This is a genomic window from Streptomyces sp. NPDC000134 (assembly GCF_042899225.1).
GTDB lineage: Bacteria > Actinomycetota > Actinomycetes > Streptomycetales > Streptomycetaceae > Streptomyces.
The window spans coordinates 25,025-46,282 of sequence record NZ_JBIAZN010000002.1; the positions used below are offsets into that span (position 1 = coordinate 25,025).

The following is a 21,258-nucleotide window of genomic DNA, read 5'->3' on the forward strand; positions in this document are numbered from 1 at the left end:
ACCCACACCACCCGCCTCCACCCGCGCCACCCACACCACCCGCCTCCACCCGCGCCACCCACACCGCCCACCTCCACCCGCGCCACCCGCCTCCACCTACACCCCCACCTCCACCCACACCTCCACCCACACCACCCCCGCCGCCCCCTCTGTCCCCGTCACGCTCCCGTCCGCACCCCCCGTTCGGCCCACCCCCGCTGCCCCCGCCCCCGCTTCGGGTCATGGTCGTAGGGAGGAGGAGGTGGGTGCCGCGGGTGGACGTCGGTGGGGAGAGGTGAGCGGTGCCGGGAAGGGTGTGCTCGGGCCCGGGGCGGGGGCGTCCGCGACCGGGCGCGGGACGGCCCGGCGCCGGCGTCGGCGGTGGGTGCGGGGGGCCGCGCTGGCGGTGGCCGTCGGCGTGGTGGGCGCCGCGGGCATCGGGTGGACGGTCTACACGAAGCTGAACGGCAACATCACGCCCGACGAGGCGGCGGCGGCCGAACTCGCCCGGTACGACAAGGAGCGCCCCACCGCGCTGGTCCGGGGCGCGCAGAACATCCTGGTGATCGGCTCGGACTCGCGGTCCGGCGCGGACAACGCCCGTTACGGCCGGGACCCGGGGACCGAGCGGTCGGACACCGCGATCCTGCTGCACCTGTCGGCGGGCCGGCACCGGGCCACCGCCGTGTCGCTGCCCCGGGACCTGATGGTGGACGTGCCCGGCTGCCGCCGGCCGGACGGGTCGCGGTCGGACCCGGCGTTCACCATGTTCAACTACGCCTTCGAGGTGGGCGGTTCGGCCTGTTCCATCCGTACCGTCGAGAAGCTGACCGGCATCCGGGTCGACCATCATGTGGTCGTCGACTTCCACGGGTTCAAGCGGGTCGTGGACGCCGTCGACGGCGTGGAGGTGTGCCTGCGCCGGCCGGTCGCCGACAAGGCGGCCAGGCTGCGGCTGCCCGCGGGCCGGGTGACCCTGCACGGGGAACAGGCGCTCGGTTATGTACGCGCCCGCAAGTCGCTCGGGGACGGCAGCGACACCGAGCGGATGGAACGGCAGCAGCAGTTCCTGGGGGCGCTCGTCAACAAGGTGCGGAGCAATGACGTCCTGCTGAATCCGGTGAAGCTGTATCCCGTTCTGAACGCGGCCACGTCCTCCCTCACCACCGATCCGGGCCTGGCGAGCCTGCGTGATCTGTACGCACTCGTACGCGGGCTGCGCGGCATTCCCACCGAACACGTGCAATTCCTGACCGTGCCCCGGGAAGCTTGGCCGGAGAACCCGAATCGGGACCAGCTCGTGGAACCGGCGGCCGAAAAACTGTTCACCGCGCTGCGGACGGACGAGCCGGTGACGGTCGCGCGGGCCCCGGGACGGCCCGGCGGCGTTTCCGGCGGCCACGCCGATGACCACACCGGCGGCACCGCGGGCGACCGCAACGGCGACTACACGGTGTACGGAAAGGGCAACGCATTGTCCGGGAAAAGGCATGCCGGAGATCCCGCGGACAGGCATTCCCCGGAGCCGACGTTCCCCGGGAAGACGGCAGCCGAGCGCACGTGCGAGTAAAGCGGGTTCCAAGGGCACGCACAGAAACCCACAGAAACAAGACCTTGTTCGGAAGAATGGGTGGATTGCCCGGTTGTAAGATTCGTGGAATACGTCACCGGCGTCGCCGGACGTCCGACTGGGCCGTTAGTGTGAGCGATCCGGTGTGCCAGGCCAATGAGTTCCGCTCGGGGGCCGCGCACCGAAGGACCGAGACCCGAGCGCCTTCGGAGGGGGAGGCGCCGCGTGGCCCCGACGGAGGATCTGGACAACCGTGGACGCGCAAGGCCGTGGGCGGGCGGACAACATCGACCCCGCAGACCAGTGGGTGCTGAATCCGCGCACCGGCGAATACGAACTGCGACTGCCCACCTCCGCACCGCAATCGGCGGTTCCCGGACCTCGCAGACCGGACCCGGACGACACCGGTGAGGGCGGCGGCCGGGCGGCGGCCCGCGGACGCGGCACCGCGCCCGCCCCCGAGCGCGAGGTCCCGGCGCCGCGCAGGCGCCGGTCGGCGCCGGAGGAACCGCCGCCGGGCAGGCGCCGCCGCGGCGGCCCGGCCCCCGAGGAGCCGGCGCCGGGCCGCCGCGGACGCCGGCCGAAGAAGAAGTCCAGGACCAAGAAGATCGTGGTGTGGACCGGCGGCTCGATGGCCTTCGTGGTGCTGGCCACCGCCGGTGCCGCGTACCTGTACCTGGAACACCTGAACGACAACATCACGTCCGTCTCCGACGACGGCGCGAGCACCGGTGGCTTCAGCAAGGACAAGGCCATCAACATCCTGCTGATCGGCACCGACAAGCGCACCGGCGCGGGCAACGAGGGCTACGGCGACCAGGGCAGCGAGGGCCACGCCGACACCACGATCCTGCTGCACGTCTCCAAGGACCGCACCAACGCCACCGCGCTGAGCATCCCCCGCGACCTCATCGTCGACGTCCCCGACTGCCCGACCACGCAGGAGGACGGCTCGCAGAAGGTCATCCCGGGCTCCACCGACGTACGGTTCAACACCAGCCTCGGGCAGGACGGCCGGACGCCGAGCTGCACCGTGCGGACCGTCACCGAGTTGACCGGCATCCAGCCGGACAACTTCATGGTCGCCGACTTCAACGCGGTCAAGACGCTGACCACGGCCGTCGACGGCGTCGACGTGTGCCTGGCCAAGGACATCGACGACCCGGACTCGCACCTGAAGCTGAGCAAGGGCATGCAGCACATCTCGGGCGAGACGGCGCTGGCGTTCGTCCGGACCCGGCACTCGGTGGGCACCGGCGGCGACCTGAGCCGGATCGAGCTGCAGCAGCAGTTCCTCAGCGCGCTGATGCGCAAGCTGAAGTCGAACGACACCCTGGCCAGCCCGTCGAAGATGCTGAAGCTGGCCGAGGCGGGCACCAAGGCGCTCACCGTCGACTCCCAGCTCGACAGCATCGGCAAGCTGAAGGACCTGGGTCTGGAGCTGGGCAAGCTCAACACCAAGAACCTGACGTTCACCAAGGTGCCGGTGAAGGACAACCCGGCCGAGACGGTGAAGGCGACGGTCGTGCTGGACGAGGCGTCGGCCCCCCAGGTCTTCGACATGATCAAGAACGATGTCTCGTTCACCGAGGTCAAGCAGCAGAAGAAGAAGGAGAAGGCCGCCGTCGCCGCCCGGCTGAAGGGCCCCAAGGCCGACGCCTCCGAGGTACGGGTCCGGGTGCTCAACGGCGGCGCCGCGAACGGCAGCGCCCAACGCGAGCTGAACTGGCTCCAGTTGGAGGCCGGTGTCACCAAGTCCGAGAACGGCGGCGACGCCCCGGAGGAGGTGAGCCGGACGACGCTGGAGTACGGCCCCGACCAGGCCGACCAGGCCCGCCGTCTCGCCGACCTGCTGGGCCTGTCCGGCTCGGCGATGAAACCCGGCGAGAGCGTCACCAACGCCCAGGGCCTGCCCACCATGACGCTGACCCTCGGCAAGGACTTCAAGGGCGCCGGCGTGAAGCTCAACGCCTCGTCCGGCAAGGCCCCGGACGGCGTGGAGACCTCCACCGCCGACAAGGTCAAGTGCGCCCAGTGACCGGCGCGGCGGGGGAATCGAGCGGGTAGGTGCCGTCGCCGGGCCGGGGATCGCCGCACTCCGGCCCGCGATGCCGGACCATGCGGATAGTGTGAGCGCTCGAGTGGGTCCCGGCCGCGTGGCCCTGACGGAGGATTCGGACAACCGTGGACACGCAGGGCCGTGGGCGGGCCGACGACGTCGATCCCGCAGACCAGTGGATGCTGAACCCGCGCACCGGCGCGTACGAACACCGGCCGCCGCCCCCGGCGGCCCGGCCGGCCGTGCCCTCCCCCCGGGCGCCCGCCCCCGGCCGTACGGTCCCGCCGCCGCGCGGCGACCGGCCGGCGCGGCGGGGTCGGAAGGGGACGCCCCGGGCGCGCGGGGTCCTGCTGTGGACCGGCGGCACCATGGCGCTGGTGCTGGCCGCCGCCGGCACGGCGGGCTACCTCTACATCGAGCACCTGGAGGGCAACGTCACCACGACGGACGTCGGTGACGCGGGCTCCGGCACCTTCGCCAAGGACGAGTCCTTCGACATCCTCCTCATCGGCACCGACAAGCGCACCGGCGCCGGCAACGAGGGCTACGGCGACCGGGGCAGCGCGGGCCACGCGGACACCAACATCCTGCTGCACGTCTCCGAGGACCGCACCAACGCCACCGCGCTGAGCATCCCCCGCGACCTGATCGTCGACATCCCCGACTGCCCGACGAAGCAGGCGGACGGCACCGTGAAGGTCGTCCCGGGCCTGCGGGGCGTCCGCTTCAACCGCAGTCTCGGAGAGGGCGGCCGGGACCCGGGCTGCGCGATGCGCACGGTGAAGGAGAACACCGGCATCTCCGTCGACCACTTCATGATGGCCGACTTCAACGCGGTGAAGACTTTGACCACGGCCGTCGACGGCGTGCGGGTGTGCGTGGCGCACGCGGTCGACGACAAGGAGTCCAAGCTGGTGCTGCCCGCCGGCGAGTCGTGGGTCGAGGGCGAGAAGGCGCTCGCCTTCCTCCGCACCCGGCACAGCTTCGGCAACAGGGGCGACCTGGACCGCATCGGGGCGCAGCAGCAGTTCCTGGGCTCGCTGATGCGCAAGATGGCCTCCGGCGACACCCTCACCAGCCCGGCCAAGCTGATGCGGCTCGCCGAGGCCGCCACACGGGCGCTCACCGTCGACTCGGCCATCGGCCGGGTGGGCACGCTCAAGGACATCGCCCTGGAGCTGAAGAAGGTCCCGACGAAGAACATCGCCTTCGCCACCGTCCCGGTCCGTGACAACCCGGCCGAGACCGTCAAGGCGACGGTGGTCCTCGACGAGGCCCAGGCACCCCGGGTCTTCGCCATGGTGCGCGACGACGTCTCCCTCACCGAGGTCGAGCGGGCCGAGAAGCGGGCGAAGGCCGCGGTCGCCGACCGGCTGAAGGGCCCCCGGGCCGACGCCTCCGAGGTGCGCGTCCGGGTGCTCAACGGCGGTGCCCCCGACGGCAGCGCGCGGGCCCAGGTCGACTGGCTGCGGGCCGGGGCGGGCGTGCCGGACGCCGAGAACGGGGGCGACGCCGCCGCCGTACAGGCCCGCACGACGCTGGAGTACGCGCCGGAGCAGGCCGCTCAGGCCCGCGCGCTGGCCGCCCTGCTGGGGCTGGCCGGGAGCGCGCTGACACCGGGCGGGAGCGTGACCGACGCGCGGGGGGCGCCGGCGATGACGCTGACCCTGGGCAAGGACTTCAGGGGCGCGGGCGTCGCACTCGACGCCGCGCCCGCCAGGACACCGGACGTGCGCAGGTCCACGGCCGACAAGGTTCAGTGCGCCAGTTGAGGCCGTGACGCAACCTCACGGGCCCGTCGCATGTCTCCAGGACGTACGGCGGGTCCGTGCCGTGGGGCGCGGGGGTCACAAAAGGGGCGGGGAAGGACAAGGCAGTTGACGCGGAACAGTGTGCGGGAGGCCGCGCCCGCGGGCGAGAGCGAGGCCGCGGACGACGGGAGCGGCGAGGGCCGGGACGACGTCCGCCGGGCGCCGCGCAGGCACCGGGTGCTGCGCTGGTCGGCGACGGTCCTGGCGGTGCTGATACTCGGCTCGGCGACCACCGGTTACCTCTATTACCGGCACCTCAACGACAACATCGAGCAGGACCATCTGAACCTCGGCGAGAAGAAGGTCGCCGAGCCCACGCCGAACGCGGCGGGCCAGACCCCGCTGAACATCCTGCTCATCGGCTCCGACGCGCGGGACACCAAGGAGAACCAGAAGCTGGGCGGCGCCCGCGAGACGTTCGGCGCGACACCGCTGGCCGATGTGCAGATGATGGTGCACCTGTCCGCCGACCGCACCAACATGTCCGTGGTCAGCATGCCCCGGGACACCCTGCTGAAGATCCCGAAGTGCACCGACCCGGACGACGGCGAGGTCTACCCGGCGAGCGACGGCCGGACGATGACCAACCAGAGCCTCGGACACGGCGGTCCGGGCTGCACGGTCGCCACCTGGGAGCAGCTCACCGGCATCCACATCGACCACTTCATGATGGTCGACTTCGCGGGGGTCGTGTCGATGGCGGACGCCGTCGGCGGCGTCCCGGTCTGCGTCGACGCCAACATCCACTCCCGGGACAGCCAGGGCCACGGCTCCGGTCTGAAGCTGAGGAAGGGCACTCACTCGATCAAGGGCGAGCAGGCGTTGCAGTGGCTGCGCACCCGGTACGGCTTCGAGGACGGCAGCGACCTCGCGCGGGCCAAGGCCCAGCACATGTACATGTCGTCCCTGATCCGGGTGCTGCGCGAGAACGCCACCCTGAGCAACCCGAACAAGCTGCGCAACCTCGCCGAGAAGGCCACCGCGGCGATCACCGTCGACCCGGGCCTGGACACGGTGAAGAAGCTGTACGACCTCAGCAACCAACTGCGCGACGTCAAGCCGGAGCGCATCACCATGACGACGATGCCCAACCGGTACGTGGGCGCGCGGGTGGAGCCCACCGAGGACGCCGAGCAGCTCTTCCGGCTGGTCCGCGAGGACATCGCCCTGGACGGCAAGGACGCCAAGAAGGTCCGGGCCGAGGCGCTGCTCTCCGACGACCCGGCGGCCGCCGACGCCGACATCGCGGTCCAGGTCCTGAACGGCACCCGTACCGACACGCGGGCGGCGGCGCGCGGCCGGGCCGGCACCGTCGCCGGGCTGCTGGCGGAGAAGGGCTTCGACCGGGCGGTCGCCGACCAGGGCCCGTCCCTGAGCGAGAAGACGACCGTCGTCCGCTTCCCGAGCGCCGACCTGGAGGGCGACGCGCAGGCCGTCGCCCAGGCGCTCGGCATCCCGCTGGGCGCGGTGCACAAGTCCACCGAGGTCTCCGGTGTCACGCTGGTCGTCGGCGCGGACTGGCGCGAGGGCACGGCGTACAAGGCGCCGGTGACGGACGACACCACCCCCGACAGCGCCGAGGCGCTCAACGGCGCGGACGAGAAGGCGTGCATGCACGTGAACCCCGGCTTCACCTGGTGAGGCGCGAGCGGGCCCGCTCCGCCGGGAGGGGGCCCGTGGGGCGGTCGCGGGTTCAGCCCACGCCGGGGTCGGCGGCCGCGGGCAGCACCGCCGGCCGGCGGCTGGCGATCACCTTGCGGGCCAGGGACTTCGGGCTGGTCAGAAAGCCCCAGCCCCAGGACATGTGCATGGTCGCCAGCGCCACCGGGACGCGCAGCCTGGCCCGCGGGCCCAGCCCCCGTCCGGCGGGCAGCGAGCCCAGCGTGATCGCCGCGAGGTAGCCGCCGGGCACGACGAAGCCCCACGGGGTGAGCAGCGCGCCGACGACGACGCCGGCGGCGATCGCGCAGAGAGCGACCGGCGGGGCGAGATAGCGCGGGTTGATCGAGCCGGCGTGGTAACGGGCGACGACGTGCCGCCAGCGGCCGTAGTCCTTGTACTGCCTGGCCAGCGCCCCGACGCTCGGCCGGGGCCGGTAGGACACCTTCAGCTCGGGCGAGAACCAGATCAGCCCGCCGGCCTCGCGGATGCGGAAGTTCAGCTCCCAGTCCTGGGCGCGGATGAACTCCTCGTTGTACCCGCCCTGCCGCTCCAGCGCCTCGCGGCGGAACACCCCGAGGTAGACGGTCTCGGCGGGGCCGGCCTGGCCGCCGGTGTGGAAGGCGGCGTTGCCGACGCCGATCTTCGAGGTCATGGCGGCGGCGACCGCGCGCTCCCAGTCGTTCTCGCCCTCGGCGTGCATGATGCCGCCGACGTTCTGCGCGCCGGTCTCCGCCAGCAGCCGTACCGCCGTGGCGATATAGCCGGGGGAGAGCATCCCGTGGCCGTCGACGCGGACCACCACCGGATGCCGGGACGCCTTGATCGCCGCGTTCAGCGCGGCGGGCGTGCGGCCGGTGGGGTTGGGCACGGTGTGCACCCGGGGGTCCTCGCGGACCAGTTCGGCGGCGATCTCGTCCGTGCGGTCCGTGGACGGACCCAGGGCGATCACGACCTCCAGCTCCCCGGGGTACTCCTGGGCGAGGATGGCGCGGACGGCGCCGCGCAGATGCCGCTCCTCGTTCAGAACGGGCATGATCACGGAAACGGCGGGGGGCCGCACGTCGGACTTGGCGTTCATCGGTGCTCACGTTACCGCGAACGGGGGACACCGATGCGCGCCGCGGGGTCCGCTGCGCCGGGCCGCAGATCGTATGGGCCTACGGTGCTCACGATCCCCCGTCCGTACGCCCCGGGCCAGTCCCCGCGGAGGTGTCCCCCTTGACCGTGCCGCCCCGCTCCCCCTCCCTCCGGGTCCCGGCCGCGCCCGCCCGGGGCGGGCCGCCCCCGCAGCGGCGGCGGCCCCGGCCCGCCCCCGGGCCGCCGAAGCGGCCGCGCTGGGCCCTGCGGGCGGTGACCGGGCTGTCGGTGGTGGTGCTCGCCTCCGCCGGGATCGGCCACGCGGTGCTCTCCGGCCTGGACGCGGACCTCACCCGCGTCGACGCCTTCAAGGACATGAAGAACCGTCCGCGGGGCGGCCACGGCATGAACGTCCTGCTGGTCGGCACCGACGGCCGGGACCGGATCTCCCCCGCCGAGCGGCGCCGGTTCAAGCTGGGCGGGGAGCCCTGCCACTGCACCGACACGATGATGATCGTGCACATCTCGGCGGACCGGGAGCGGGCCAGCGTGGTCAGCCTGCCCCGCGACTCCTACGCCGTGACCCCGGCGCACACCGACCGGACCACCGGCAAGCGGCACCACGGGCACCCGCTGAAGCTGAACGCGGCGTACGCCGAGGGCGGCCCGCAGCTCACCATCCGCACCGTGGAGAGCATGACCCGGGTGAAGATCGACCACTATCTGGAGGTCGACTTCACCAGCTTCATGCGCACGGTGGACGTCCTCGGCGGGGTGGAGATCTGCACCTCCCAGCGGCTCAAGGACCGCTACACCGGCCTCGACCTGCCGCCCGGCACCCACCGGCTGACCGGCGGCCGGGCCCTGCAGTACGTCCGCTCCCGCCATCTGGACGGCGCCTCCGACCTCAGCCGGATGCGACGGCAGCAGCGGTTCATGGCGGCCACCATCGACCGGGCGACCTCCTCCGGCATCCTGCTGAACCCGATGAAGTTCCGGGACGTCATCCGGGCGGTGCTGGGCTCGGTCCGCGCCGACAAGGGCTTCGGCACCGACGAACTGCTGGCGCTCGGCCGCGCGATGCGGAACTTCTCGCCCTCGTCCTCGGAGTTCACCACCGTCCCGATCGGCACGATGGGGTACGCCGTGAAGGACGTCGGCTCCACCCTGAAATGGGACCCGGTCGCCGCCCGCCGCCTGTTCACCGCCCTGCGCGAGGACAGGCCGCTGGCCGTGAACGGGCCCCGGCGGCCCGCTCCGGCCGCCCGCGTCCCGGTGGACCCGCGGGAGATCCGCGTCCAGGTCGAGAACGGCACCCGTACGCCCGGTCTGGGCAGGCGCGTCGACCGGGCGCTGGCGGCCGCCGGGTTCCGTACCACCGGTACGCCGGTCGACACGGCGGCCCCGGCCGCGCGGCGGACCGTCATCGCCTACGACCCGCGCTGGGACCGCTCCGCGAAGTCCCTGGCCGCCGCCCTGCCCGGCAGCGAACTGCGGGCGGTCAGGGGCCAGGGCGCCACCCTCAAGGTCGTCGTGGGCACCGGCTTCCGGGGCGTCCGGGCGGTGCGGCCCGAGGAGCCCGGCCGGGAGCCGGGCTCGGTGGTCCGCGGCGACGAGGTGGTGTGCGGCGAGCCCTGAGGGGTCACTTCGCGGAGACGGTGACCTTCTCGTCGTTCTTCAGCTCGTCCACCAGCGTCTTGACCTTGGCGCTGTCCCACTGGAGGTTGCCGTTGCCGGTGTTGCCGGCGATCGGCATGTTCATCGAGGTGCCGTCGCCGCCGCTGACGCCCTTCATCGCCCAGAACATGCTCGCCAGGTCGAACAGGCCCATGTCCTTGTCGACGATCAGCGAGTCCAGGCCGGCGCCCATGGTCGGGTACAGCCGGAACGGGTTGAGCACGGTGGACGGCGTGGCGACCTGGCCGGCCAGGGCCGACAGGAACTTCTGCTGGTTCTTGGTGCGGTCCAGGTCGGAGCCGGCCAGCGCGTACCGGGTGCGGACGAAGGCGAGGGCCTCCTCGCCGCTCAGGGTCTGCTTGCCCTTCTTGAAGTCGGCGCCCGACTTGGTGTCCTTGATGTCCTGCGGGATGTCCATCTCGACGCCGCCGACGGCGTCCACGATGCTGGCGAAGCCGGCGAAGCCGATCTCGACGTAGTGGTCGATGCGCAGCCCGGTGTTGTGCTCGACGGTGCGCACCAGCAGCTCGGGGCCGTCCTCCGCGTACGCGGCGTTGAGCTTCACGTGCCGGCCGGTGCCCTGGTAGGTCTTGCCGGACTCGGAGCCGACGAAGGTCGGGATCTCCACGTCCGAGTCACGCGGCAGGGAGACCAGCGTGGCGCCGTTGTCCCCGGTGTGCAGGATCATCATCGAGTCGGTGCGCTTGCCCTCGGCGGAGCCGGTGTGCAGGTCCTTCTTCTCCTCGTCGGACATGCCCTCGCGGCTGTCGGAGCCGACGATCAGGTAGTTGGTGCCCTCGCCCGCCTCCGGCCGTTCGATGACCTTGGAGAGGTCGACCTCGCGGTTCAGCTTGGAGTCGGCCCAGAAGTAGGTGCCGATCACCGTGACGACCAGCACGGACACCACGGTGATCGCGGTCCACTTGATCCGGCGGCCCCAGTTCGGCGCGGGCCGCGGGCCGCGGGGCCCCGCCGGGCCGCCGCCGCCGGGGGTGCCGTAGACCTGCCCGGTGTTGTAGCCGCTGTCGTAGCCGTCCTGGCCGCCGCCGTCCACGTACGACGGCTGCTGCGGGACCCCGCCGCCGTACGGCGGTGCCGCCTGTCCCGGGCCGGGCGGCGGCGTCGGGCCGCGCCGGACCTGACGCATCACGCGGGCGCTCTCGGGCCGCGCGCTCGCGCTGCCGTGTCCGTAACCGCCGGCGCGGCTGTCGCCGGACCTTGCCTCGGGCCAATCGCTCATGGGCTCCAGTGTGCAGGTCGCGGCTGTGCACCGTACAAGGGTCGTCGGAAAATCAGGGCACCGCTGTAGCGAAGCTGACACAAATCACACCGTTGTTCGCCGCCGCATAAGGTGGAGGTCATGACAGACCAGCCCGCTACCGATGAGTCGGGAACCCCGGAGATCCCGGGCAAGCCGACCTCGGCCTCCCGTACCACCCTCAGCCACATCATGACCCACAACGACACCAATCTGCTGGGCACGGTGCACGGCGGGGTGATCATGAAGCTGGTGGACGACGCGGCGGGAGCCGTCGCCGGACGGCACTCCGGAGGGCCCGCCGTGACCGCCTCCATGGACGAGATGGCGTTCCTCGAACCCGTCCGCGTCGGCGACCTCGTCCATGTGAAGGCCCAGGTCAACTGGACCGGCCGGACCTCCATGGAGGTCGGCGTCCGGGTCCTGGCCGAGCGCTGGAACGAGTCGGCGCCGCCCACCCAGGTCGGCTCGGCCTACCTGGTGTTCGCCGCGGTCGACGCCGACGGCAAGCCGCGCCGGGTGCCGCCGGTCCTGCCCGAGACCGAGCGGGACAAGCGGCGCTGGCAGGAGGCCCAGATCCGCCGCACCCACCGGCTGGCCCGCCGCCGCGCCATCATGGAACTGCGCGAACAGCGAGCGGCGGACGGCATCGAGGACTGACCCCCACCGGCCCAGGCCCCTGTCAGGGCCCAGGGGCCGGCCGCGGCCCCGTCAGGGCAGGTTCCTCGCCATCACGATCCGCTGGACCTGGTTCGTGCCCTCGTAGATCTGGGTGCTTTACCGGTCACACGGCTCTGACCTGTATAAACAGCCCTCTCAGAGGAGGGCTCCTCCGCATTTCCCATTGATCGTCAACAGTCCGCGCAGGTCACCCCAGCCGCCTCGAAGCCGAGCCTGAGAGGGCAACAGACGAGCAGGCTCGGAGGGCGTCACGCGGTTTCCCGTTCCGTCAACCGTGATCGCTTGACCCGCATGCCCGGCCCTCGGGAGCATCGACCCAGACGCGAGGCACCGGCAGCGGCATGGGAGGGGAACCCAGACCATGAAGGTCACCAAGCTGGTCAGCACGTGCGACATCACGGACTGTCCGACGATCTACGCGACGGATCGTGGCACGTTCCTGGTGCAGGGCGGGACGCCGACCGACCACGGACTTCAGATTCCCGCTCACGAAACCCTGGTCGAGATTCCGGTGGAACTGCTCCAGAAGGCCGTCCGTGACAACCTCATCTAAAACCCTCGGCGACCTCTTCGACTCGTTCGAGCGTGAGGCTTTCCGCCTGGAGACCCTGGACGACTACAGCAAGTCCGGGAACGTCGACGCCTATCACGCCTACCTGGCCGGAGAGCCGCAGCCGGAAGACTACAACGCCGGGTGGGTAGAGGAACTGCGCTCGCACACCGAAACCGGAAAACGGGTCTATAGGGTGCACATTCTGTCGCGCCCACTCACGGACTATCTTCGCTTCGAACTCGGGTGGGGTTACCGGAAGAACATGACCGGGGGCGAAGAGTTCTTCGTCCTCGACATCACCGACAAACCGAATCCCCTGCCCGGCGTTCCGGACTTCTGGTGCTTCGACTCGGAGTCCGTGGCCGTGATGGACTACGACGGGACGGGAAAGTATCTGGGGTCGGAGGTTCTGAAGTCGGAGCGGGTGGCCGAGTTCACCACTTACCGTGACACGGCGCTCGTCCACGCGGAGCCGTTCACCGAATGGTGGGCCAAGTACGGGGCGTGAACAGGGCACAGTTGGGGGCGGCGCTGCGGGCACTGCGCCAGGCATCCGGGAAGGAGGCCAAAGCAGTCGCCCGTGGCGCGCTCATGTCTCCGTCCAAGCTCTCCAAGATCGAGAACGCGAAGCTGGCACCCAGCGTCACGGACGTAGAGCGCATCCTGCTCGCCATCGGCGTATCCGCCGAGATCAAGGCCGAGTACACCGAAGCTGCTCGAACGGCCGGCACGGAGACGACTGAATGGCGGCTGTTGAAGCGGGTCGGAGTCCACAAGGGCCAGCAGGAGGTCAGGGCCCTTGAAGCCCAGATGTCAGTGCTGCGGATGTTCCAACCGGCTCTGATTCCAGGTCTGCTCCAGACTCCTGAGTACATTCGGGCCGTCCTGCAACGCCACAACCTCAACGAGGACACCCTCAACCGCACGATCAACGGCCGGTTGGACCGTCAAGCGATCCTCTACGACAGTACGAAATCCCTGCGGTTCATCATCACGGAACCCGTACTGCGGTGGCGACTCGTCCCGCCGTCCATGATGGCTGCCCAGCTCGACCGGATCGTTTCCATGTCGCGCCTGCCGCACATCGACATCCGAGTAGTGCCGTTGAGTATTCAGCAGCACGACATCGCGAATCACTCGTTCGCAATCCGCGACAACCGCATGGTTACCGTCGAAACGGTGCATGCCGAAGTGCTCGTCACCGACCCACGAGACGTAGAAATCTACGCAGAGAAATTCCACGGGTTCGAACGGGTCGCGCTATCCGGTGACACCATGAAGAGCCTGATCGAGGGTCTCCGCGACGACTTTTTGCGGGAACAAGAAACAGGCTAGAGACGCGCCCGTGGCCTCGCCGAAGATGACGCCGTGGAGAGCGAAGAGAGAACTTCCGGCCCAGAGTCGACCGCATCGGCAATCAGCCTGGGGGACCACAGCGGTGTTTCGGACGGCAACGTGAGGCTCCGCCGCCACCAAGCGCAGGCGCACGAGTGACGCGCAGGGGAGCGGCGCAGCGGCTGTTCACTGACCGACCGCTGATGACGATGCGCGTTTCCCGTGACTCGGGGCGAACGTGGGGGCCCGAGCGGGCAGTGTCGGCGAGCGACGATCTGGCACCTCTGATGACTTCAGCGTGGCCGCCGTGCAAGTGCGCGCGGTGCGCCGAGTCCGGCAAGCGTTCCGGCCGCTGAAGCGCGGCTCCCCCCCTTTGACTCCCGCCCGTTCGGGCGGCGACGGCCAGCCATGGCCGTGACCAGTTGGCAGGAAGGTGCAGTGATGCAGAACGGAACCGACCTGTACGCGCTCGACATCGGCGGGACCTCGTTCGCCCAGGCGTGCGGCGGCCCCTGCACAGAGGGGTGCGTGACCCTGGCCCGGATCGGCGACGGCCTCTGGGCCCTCGGTGACAGCAAGCGGCCGGAGGCGCAGCCGCTGCGGTTCACCACGGAGGAGCTGGACGCGGCCGGTATCGACCCGGCGCGCTTCGGCCTGAAGGTCTGAGCCTCCCCCTCCCGCCAGTCGGGCCGGGTCCATCCATCCCCCGTCCCTGGGTTCGGCCCGGCTGGCACCTCTCGAACGGGAGCGACTCGTGCACCACCACGGCTATGTCTGGTCCGGTCCGAAAGAGCGCTTCGATCAGGAAGCACTACGACGGCCCCCACATCCTGAGCCGCCCCCTGCCGGAAGCAGGCCGGAACTGATCCAGCGGTACCGCGAGGTAGCCGCAGAGTTCCCCACTTCCGATCTGCCGCCACTGCAAACGGCGTACTGGCTGATCAAGCCCCGTTCGTTGGTTCGTGGCACGTGGGAGGAGGCGAAGGCGGCCGCGTCATGGCTCGGTGAGCGGCTGGCCGAGCACGCTCCTCGGTTCGCGTCAAACAGCGACCGGGCCCCTGCGCGCCTGGCATGGCTGGTGAACGCTGCGGCCGAGCAACTGCACTCCGGTACTGATGTGTCGTACGGCTTCTACCTGGAGCGTCCCTCGTATCTGTCCCTGGCAGTGGTGACGTGCTCTCCGAATCGCGCGAACGCTGAACTGGCCTGCCCAGTCGCGTAGCCAAAGGAGCAAAGAAGCCCCGGCCACAGAAGGCCGGGGCTCACTCGGTGATCAGGGCAGTGATCGGAAGGGGCTGGAGTCTGCGAGCGGTTCCGACCGCTTCGGTTCCGGCGCACGCTCGGGGGCCTGGTCGGGTGGCGGGCGGTAAGCGCTTTGGCCGTTGGCCTTGCTTGTTGCCACGTACACCGCCCCCGGCGTCATGCCGGGGGCTGTGTTGTTTGTGCAGGTCAGTGGCGGTTTTCAGCCCGGCATCTGCCCAGGATTCCCCCAGTATGACGACGCCCAGGAACGGCCCTGCTAGGGCAGGTTCCTCGCCATCACGATCCGCTGGACCTGGTTCGTGCCCTCGTAGATCTGGGTGATCTTGGCGTCGCGCATCATGCGCTCCACCGGGTAGTCGCGGGTGTAGCCGTAGCCGCCGAGCAACTGGACGGCGTCCGTGGTGACCTCCATGGCGATGTCGGAGGCGAAGCACTTGGCGGCGGCGCCCTGGTAGGTGAGGTCGGCGTCGCCGCGTTCGGAGGCGGCGGCGGCCTGGTAGGTGAGGGCGCGGGCGGCGGAGACCTTCATCGCCATGTCGGCGAGCATGAACTGGATGCCCTGGAAGTCGGCGATCGCCTTGCCGAACTGCCGGCGCTCCCGGACGTAGCCCTTGGCGTAGTCCAGGGCGCCCTGGGCGATGCCGAGGGCCTGGGCGGCGATGGTGATGCGGGTGTGGTCCAGCGTCTTCATCGCGGTGGCGAAGCCGGTGCCCTCCTCGCCGATCATGCGGTCGGCGGGGATGCGGACGTCGTCGAGGTAGACCTCGCGGGTCGGGGAGCCCTTGATGCCGAGCTTCTTCTCCGGGGCGCCGAAGGAGACGCCCTCGTCGGACTTCTCGACGACGAAGGCGGAGATGCCCTTGGAGCGCTTGGCCGGGTCGGTGACGGCCATGACGGTGTAGTACTCCGAGACGCCCGCGTTGGTGATCCAGCGCTTGACGCCGTTGAGGACGTAGTGGTCGCCGTCGCGGACCGCCCTGGTCTTCATGCCGCCCGCGTCGGAGCCCGCGTCGGGCTCGGAGAGGCAGTACGAGAACATCGCGTCGCCCTTGGCGAGCGGGGCCAGGTACTTCTTCTTCAGCTCCGCCGAGCCGGAGAGGATCACCGGCAGGGAGCCCAGCTTGTTCACCGCCGGTATCAGGGAGGAGGACGCGCAGACGCGGGCCACCTCCTCTATGACGATCACCGTGGCGAGGGCGTCCGCGCCCGCGCCGCCGTAGGACTCGGGGACGTGCACCGCGTGCAGGTCGTTGGCGGTGAGGGCGTCCAGCGCCTCCTGCGGGAAGCGGGCCTCCTCGTCCACCGCGGCGGCGTGCGGCGCGATCTTCGCCTCGGCCAGCGAGCGGACGGCGTCACGGAGCATGTCGTGCTCCTCGGACGGGCGGTACAGGTCGAAGTCAGCCGATCCGGCCAAGGTCTCTCACGCTCCAAAACGCTGGGATGCGAATGCTAACTACTGTTAAGTAACCCAAATTTTAGGTGCGCTCCGGGCCGATGAACAGGTGAGCTTGACGACAGCTCGAACAAGGCCCCGGATATGCTCGGGCGGCACTACCGCCGTACACCTCTGGAGCACCCATGGCCCTCAAGATCACCGTGATCGGCACCGGCTATCTCGGCGCGACCCATGCGGCGGCCATGGCGGAGCTGGGGTTCGAGGTACTGGGCCTGGACGTGGCGCAGGAGAAGATCGACACGCTCCGGCGCGGCGAGGTCCCGATGTACGAACCGGGCCTGGCCGAGCTGCTGCGCCGGCACGTCGCCGGGATCGAGGGGTCCAGCGGGCGGTTGCGCTTCACCACCGACTTCGCGGAGGCCGGGGCCTTCGGCGACGTGCACTTCCTCTGTGTGAACACCCCGCAGAAGCACGGGGAGTACGCGTGCGACATGTCGTACGTGGACTCCGCGCTGGCCTCGCTCGCCCCGCACCTGACCGGGCCCGCCCTGGTGGTCGGCAAGTCGACCGTGCCCGTGGGGTCCGCCGACCGGCTGGCCGGTTACCTCGCGGCGCACGCCCCGGCCGGCCCGGACGTGGAGCTGGCGTGGAACCCGGAGTTCCTGCGGGAGGGCTTCGCCGTCGAGGACACGCTGCACCCGGACCGGATCGTGGTCGGGGTGCGCAGCGAGCGGGCGGAGAAGGTGCTGCGGGAGATCTACGCGACGCCGGTCTCGGAGGGCTCGCCGTTCGTGGTGACCGACTTCCCGACCGCCGAGCTGGTGAAGACGGCCGCGAACTCCTTCCTCGCCACGAAGATCTCCTTCATCAACGCGATGGCGGAGGTGTGCGAGGCCGCGGGCGGCGACGTGGCCAAGCTGGCGGAGGCGATCGGGTACGACGACCGGATCGGACGGAAGTTCCTGCGCGCGGGCATCGGCTTCGGCGGCGGCTGCCTGCCCAAGGACATCCGGGCGTTCATGGCGCGTGCGGGCGAGCTGGGCGCGGACCAGGCGCTGACCTTCCTGCGGGAGATCGACTCGATCAACATGCGCCAGCGCGGCCAGATGGTGGAGCTGGCGCGCGAGGCGCTGGGCGGCGGGCCGTTCCTCGGCAAGCGGGTCGCGGTGCTCGGCGCGACCTTCAAGCCCGACTCCGACGACGTACGGGACTCCCCCGCGCTGAACGTCGCCGGGCAGATCCACCTCCAGGGCGGCCAGGTCACGGTGTACGACCCCAAAGGCATGGAGAACGCGCGGCGGCTGTTCCCGACGCTCGGGTACGCCGGCTCGGCGCTGGAGGCGGTGCGGGGCGCGGACGTGGTGCTGCATCTGACGGAGTGGCGGGAGTTCCGCGAGGTGGACCCGGAGGAACTGGGCCGGGTGGCCACCGCCCGCACCATCCTCGACGGCCGCAACGCCCTGGACCCGGACCTGTGGCGCCGGGCCGGCTGGACGTACCGGGCGATGGGCCGGCCCACGGCCTGAGCGGGGGCGGACGGGTACGGCGGCTCGGGCCGGCACGGGTACGGGGGCGCCCCGGGCGCGGGCTTTACGGCGGCCGAGCCGGCGGCCTGGGCGTGCACCGGTACGGGGGCGCCCCGGGCGCGGGCTTCGGTGCGGCGGCCGGGCGCGGGCACGGGTACGGGGGCGCCCCGGGCGCGGGCTTCGGTGCGGCGGCCGGGCGCGGGCACGGGTGACGCCGGTTCGGCCGAGGCTCAGTCGGCCGAACCGGCGTCGGCCTGCATTCTGCCGCAACCCGGCCGTGCCCGGCGGGTGAACGGGCCCACGCGTCAGCTCTCCTTGGCCCGATAGCGGCGCATCTTGGCGCGCGCCCCGCAGACCTGCATCGAGCACCAGCGCCGGCGTCCGGCCGGGCTGCGGTCGTAGTACGCCCAGAGGCAGTCCCCGGCCTCGCACGCCTTCAGCCGCATCCAGGTGTCCGCGACCAGGGCTTCGGCGACGGCGGCGGCGATCCGGGCGGTGAGGGAACCGGCGCGGGCCGGGGCGAGCGCGGCGGAGCCGTCGGCCGGGTCGACCGTGACCACCAGGGGGGCGGGTGCGAGCAGCTCGCCGAGCGGGGTCACCGCGCGGTGCGGCGGGTGGCCGGCGTGGGCGAGCAGCACGGCGCGGAGCGACTCGCGCAGCTCGCGGGCGGCCGGGAGGCCGTCCTCGGTGAGCTGGAACCGGGCCCGGCCCTGCGGGGTGTCCAGCGCGTCGGCGCCGGACTCGACGTCGAGCGTGTTCACCAGGGCCTCCACCAGCGCCAGGCTCCCCGGTGCGGACGGTCGCTCACTCATGCTTGCGACGTTACCTCCCGTACGGGAGCATGGAGTAACCGTTACCGGTTACCCGGCAGATACAGGTAACCGCAAGGCTTCGAGGAGGAAGTCATGGCTGTCGCCGAACTGGGCGTCGTCGTCCTGGACTGTCCCGACCCCCGCGCGCTCGCCGGTTTCTACGCCGAGGTGCTCGGCGGTTCCGTGGAGGGCGAGGGCGACTGGGTCGACCTGAAGCTGCCGGACGGCCGGGCGCTGGCCTTCCAGGCCGCCCCCGGGTTCGTACCGCCGCGCTGGCCCTCGCCCGAGCACTCGCAGCAGTTCCACCTCGACCTCGACGTGCCCGACCTGGACGCGGCCGAGAAGTCCGTGCTGGCGCTGGGCGCCACGCCGCTTGACGCGGAGGACCGCACGCGGGGCTTCCGGGTTTACGCCGACCCGGCCGGGCACCCCTTCTGTCTCTGCGCCGCCTGATCCGGAGGTTTGCCCATGGCGACCGTCGCACGTTTCCGTTCCGTCGTCCTCGACTGCCCCGAACCCCTCGAACTGGCCCGCTTCTACGCGGGGATCGCGGGCGGCACACCCACCCAGGAGGACCCCGACTGGGTGGTGCTCCAGGTGCCCGGCGGGCCCCGGCTGGCCTTCCAGCGGGCGCCCGGCCTGACCCCGCCCGAGTGGCCGCGCTCGGACCGCAACGCCCAGCAGTTCCACCTGGACTTCGACGCCGGGTCGACCTGGGAGCAGCTCGACGCGGCCCAGGAGAAGGTGCTGGCGCTCGGGGCCCGGGTGCTGGACGCGGAGGACCGGGAGAAGAAGGACTTCGTGGTGTACGCCGACCCGGCCGGGCATCCGTTCTGCCTGTGCCGGATCGAGCAGGGCTAGCGGGCACCGCCCCGGCCGGTGCCTCGCCGCCCCGGCCGGTGACCGTGCCGTCCCGGCCGGTGCCGCGCTGCTCTGGCTGGCGCCTCGTCGCCCCGGCCGGTGCCGCGCTGCTCCGGGCGGTGGCCGCGCCGCTCAGCCGTCCAGGTCGGCGATGGTCGCCGTGGACGGCTGCCGGCGCAGCCGGGCGGCGCGTGCGGTGAACGCCGCGCCGCGCAGCACCCGCTGGACGTTGCCCCAGGTCAGCAGGGCGACATCGGCCTCTTCCCAACCGCGCCGGAGCAGCTCGGCGATGAGCCGGGGGTAGCCGGAGGCGTCGTTCAGCTCCGACGGGTGCGCGGCGCCGGAGTCGTAGGTGCCGGACAGGCCGACGGAGCGCGGGCCGGCCGCCTCCCGCACGTGGTCGAGGTGGTCGGCGACGTCCCGGACGGTCGGCCCGGTCTGCTCGGCGGTCAGCGGCACCATGCACACCCCGCCGGCCGCGCCCAGCTCGGCCAGCAGGTCGTCGGGCAGGTTGGCGGGGTGCGGGCGCAGGGCGCGGGCCGCGGAGCGGGTGCACAGCGCGGGCGCCTTGGAGACGGCGAAGGTGCGCCGGATGGTCCCCGGCGAGGCCCCGGAGAGGTCGGCGATCATCCCGAGCCGGTTCATCTCCCGGACGACCTCCTCGCCGAACCGGGTCAGTCCCGCCTCGCCCGCCCAGCTCACGCCGGTCAGCGTGAGCACCCGCAGGCCCAGGGCGTACAGGGAGCGCAGGATGCCGAGGCGGTCGCCGACGGCAGGGGCACCGGCGGGGCCGGGCAGCACGGCGGTACGGCCGCAGTTGCGGGCGTCGATGACCTCCCCGGCGTCGTACGCCAGGCGCAGGCCGTCGGGGTGGGCGCGGACCACCTGCCGGACCAGGTCGAGCTGGTCCAGGGTGGCGCCGACCGCCCGGTCGCCGTCGAAGCCCTCGGGCAGGTGCAGCGAGGAGAACAGCGCGCCGACCCGCCCCTCCCGCAGCCGGGGGATGTCGGTGTCCACCTCGGTCTCGCCCAGTTCCAGGTCGTACCAGGGCAGATGTTTCAGCACCCAGGGCAGTCCGCTGTAGCCGTCGGCGACCGGGTGCGCGTCCAGCACGGCGCGGGCCCGCTTCAGCGGGGCGTCGTCCGGGTCGGAGACGGGCGTGTAGGGCTCGGGCGGCAGCGGTTCGGCGGGGAACGGCATCGGCAGGTCGTCCAGCTCGCCGGCCTCGGTGTGCGGGTGCAGGTCGTCCTGGAGGTCTGCCATGGCGGGCTCCGTACGGTCGTCGTGCAGTACCGTCACCGTCGCACGGAGCGGGCACCGCTTCCTGGTGGGCGGTGCGTTCGGGGGTACGCCGTCAGCGGCCGCGGGCCGCGTCGATCACCTCGTCCAGGGTCTCCCGGGAACGCAGCAGGTCGGCGATGGTGCGGTCGATGCGCGCCCGTTCGGCGGCGAGGTCCTCGACCAGCCTGGGGGTGGCGACGGCGGAGGGGCCGCCGTCGGCGTCCCGCATGCAGGGCAGCAGCCGGGCGATCCTGCCGCTGCCCAGCCCGGCGGCGAACAGCTCCTGGATGCGGACCACCCGGTCGACGGCGGCCTCCGGGTACTCCCGGTGCCCGCCGGGCGTACGCTCGGCCGCGAGCAGCCCCTGCTTCTCGTAGTAGCGCAGCGACCGCTCGCTCACGCCGGTGCGCCGGGCCAGTTCACCGATCCGCACGATGCCCCCTCAGCTCGTCTGGAC

20 protein-coding genes are annotated in these 21,258 nt (G+C 71.5%); 14 read left to right on the forward strand and 6 right to left on the reverse strand.

Annotation, left to right across the window (positions count from 1 at the left end; all coding sequences use genetic code 11):
- Nucleotides 1–274: 274 nt before the first annotated feature.
- The 4 genes from ACFY32_RS02560 to ACFY32_RS02575 all read left to right on the forward strand — a co-directional run bounded on the left by ACFY32_RS02560 (nt 275) and on the right by ACFY32_RS02575 (nt 7,060).
- The gene (locus ACFY32_RS02560; protein WP_390673242.1) at nt 275–1,549 is read left to right on the forward strand and encodes an LCP family protein; all 1,275 of its coding nucleotides are present in this window, start codon (nt 275–277) and stop codon (nt 1,547–1,549) included.
- Between the two features lie 253 nt (nt 1,550–1,802).
- Nucleotides 1,803–3,587 carry an LCP family protein gene (locus ACFY32_RS02565; RefSeq protein WP_390673243.1) on the forward strand — a complete coding sequence of 595 codons (1,785 nt, stop codon included), beginning with the start codon at nt 1,803–1,805 and terminating at the stop codon, nt 3,585–3,587.
- A gap of 146 nt (nt 3,588–3,733) precedes the next feature.
- On the forward strand, nt 3,734–5,380 hold the full coding sequence (locus ACFY32_RS02570; protein ID WP_390673244.1) for an LCP family protein: 1,647 nt from the start codon (nt 3,734–3,736) through the stop codon (nt 5,378–5,380).
- Nucleotides 5,381–5,485: 105 nt separating this feature from the next.
- Entirely contained in the window at nt 5,486–7,060 is a 1,575-nt protein-coding gene (locus tag ACFY32_RS02575; RefSeq protein ID WP_390673245.1) for an LCP family protein, read from the forward strand.
- A gap of 52 nt (nt 7,061–7,112) precedes the next feature.
- On the opposite strand, the gene ACFY32_RS02580 is transcribed toward ACFY32_RS02575, so the two are convergent.
- Complete coding sequence (locus tag ACFY32_RS02580; RefSeq protein ID WP_359201865.1) at nt 7,113–8,159, reverse strand: glycosyltransferase family 2 protein; 1,047 nt, start codon at nt 8,157–8,159, stop codon at nt 7,113–7,115.
- 131 nt (nt 8,160–8,290) lie between these two features.
- Between ACFY32_RS02580 and ACFY32_RS02585 the strand changes: the two genes are divergently transcribed.
- Nucleotides 8,291–9,796: an LCP family protein gene (locus ACFY32_RS02585; RefSeq protein ID WP_390673246.1), complete on the forward strand. Its 1,506-nt coding sequence runs from the start codon at nt 8,291–8,293 to the stop codon at nt 9,794–9,796.
- A gap of 4 nt (nt 9,797–9,800) precedes the next feature.
- Here the strand turns inward: ACFY32_RS02585 and ACFY32_RS02590 are convergent, their stop codons facing one another.
- Nucleotides 9,801–11,075, reverse strand: a complete 1,275-nt coding sequence (locus ACFY32_RS02590; protein ID WP_390673247.1) for an LCP family protein — start codon at nt 11,073–11,075, stop codon at nt 9,801–9,803.
- A 120-nt stretch (nt 11,076–11,195) separates the two neighbouring features.
- Here ACFY32_RS02590 and ACFY32_RS02595 point away from each other — a divergent pair, with 120 nt between their 5' ends.
- The 6 genes from ACFY32_RS02595 (at nt 11,196) to ACFY32_RS02620 (ending at nt 14,884) form a co-directional block, all read left to right on the forward strand.
- On the forward strand, nt 11,196–11,753 hold the full coding sequence (locus tag ACFY32_RS02595; protein ID WP_359201869.1) for an acyl-CoA thioesterase: 558 nt from the start codon (nt 11,196–11,198) through the stop codon (nt 11,751–11,753).
- A gap of 382 nt (nt 11,754–12,135) precedes the next feature.
- Complete coding sequence (locus tag ACFY32_RS02600; RefSeq protein WP_359201871.1) at nt 12,136–12,327, forward strand: hypothetical protein; 192 nt, start codon at nt 12,136–12,138, stop codon at nt 12,325–12,327.
- Entirely contained in the window at nt 12,311–12,835 is a 525-nt protein-coding gene (locus ACFY32_RS02605) for a DUF6879 family protein (RefSeq protein WP_390673248.1), read from the forward strand. Before ACFY32_RS02600 ends, ACFY32_RS02605 begins: the two co-directional genes overlap by 17 nt.
- Nucleotides 12,832–13,662 (forward strand): helix-turn-helix domain-containing protein, encoded by an 831-nt coding sequence (locus ACFY32_RS02610; RefSeq protein WP_390673249.1) that lies wholly within the window; start codon nt 12,832–12,834, stop codon nt 13,660–13,662. Before ACFY32_RS02605 ends, ACFY32_RS02610 begins: the two co-directional genes overlap by 4 nt.
- A gap of 441 nt (nt 13,663–14,103) precedes the next feature.
- The gene (locus ACFY32_RS02615; protein ID WP_359201877.1) at nt 14,104–14,328 is read left to right on the forward strand and encodes a DUF397 domain-containing protein; all 225 of its coding nucleotides are present in this window, start codon (nt 14,104–14,106) and stop codon (nt 14,326–14,328) included.
- An 88-nt stretch (nt 14,329–14,416) separates the two neighbouring features.
- Nucleotides 14,417–14,884 carry a hypothetical protein gene (locus ACFY32_RS02620; RefSeq protein WP_390673250.1) on the forward strand — a complete coding sequence of 156 codons (468 nt, stop codon included), beginning with the start codon at nt 14,417–14,419 and terminating at the stop codon, nt 14,882–14,884.
- A 297-nt stretch (nt 14,885–15,181) separates the two neighbouring features.
- Here ACFY32_RS02620 and ACFY32_RS02625 read toward each other — a convergent pair whose 3' ends face one another.
- Complete coding sequence (locus tag ACFY32_RS02625) at nt 15,182–16,339, reverse strand: acyl-CoA dehydrogenase family protein (protein ID WP_359201881.1); 1,158 nt, start codon at nt 16,337–16,339, stop codon at nt 15,182–15,184.
- A 164-nt stretch (nt 16,340–16,503) separates the two neighbouring features.
- On the opposite strand from ACFY32_RS02625, the gene ACFY32_RS02630 reads away from it, so the two are divergent.
- Entirely contained in the window at nt 16,504–17,847 is a 1,344-nt protein-coding gene (locus tag ACFY32_RS02630) for a UDP-glucose/GDP-mannose dehydrogenase family protein (protein ID WP_359201883.1), read from the forward strand.
- Nucleotides 17,848–18,152: 305 nt separating this feature from the next.
- Here the strand turns inward: ACFY32_RS02630 and ACFY32_RS02635 are convergent, their stop codons facing one another.
- Nucleotides 18,153–18,659 (reverse strand): CGNR zinc finger domain-containing protein, encoded by a 507-nt coding sequence (locus ACFY32_RS02635; RefSeq protein WP_390673251.1) that lies wholly within the window; start codon nt 18,657–18,659, stop codon nt 18,153–18,155.
- Nucleotides 18,660–18,752: 93 nt separating this feature from the next.
- On the opposite strand from ACFY32_RS02635, the gene ACFY32_RS02640 reads away from it, so the two are divergent.
- Entirely contained in the window at nt 18,753–19,112 is a 360-nt protein-coding gene (locus ACFY32_RS02640; RefSeq protein WP_359201887.1) for a VOC family protein, read from the forward strand.
- 15 nt (nt 19,113–19,127) lie between these two features.
- Complete coding sequence (locus ACFY32_RS02645) at nt 19,128–19,520, forward strand: VOC family protein (protein WP_359201889.1); 393 nt, start codon at nt 19,128–19,130, stop codon at nt 19,518–19,520.
- A 132-nt stretch (nt 19,521–19,652) separates the two neighbouring features.
- Here the strand turns inward: ACFY32_RS02645 and ACFY32_RS02650 are convergent, their stop codons facing one another.
- Together ACFY32_RS02650 and ACFY32_RS02655 are read right to left on the reverse strand one after the other, a co-directional pair.
- The gene (locus ACFY32_RS02650) at nt 19,653–20,783 is read right to left on the reverse strand and encodes a dipeptidase (protein WP_390673252.1); all 1,131 of its coding nucleotides are present in this window, start codon (nt 20,781–20,783) and stop codon (nt 19,653–19,655) included.
- Between the two features lie 91 nt (nt 20,784–20,874).
- Complete coding sequence (locus ACFY32_RS02655; RefSeq protein WP_390673253.1) at nt 20,875–21,234, reverse strand: MerR family transcriptional regulator; 360 nt, start codon at nt 21,232–21,234, stop codon at nt 20,875–20,877.
- Between the last annotated feature and the right edge of the window lie 24 nt (nt 21,235–21,258).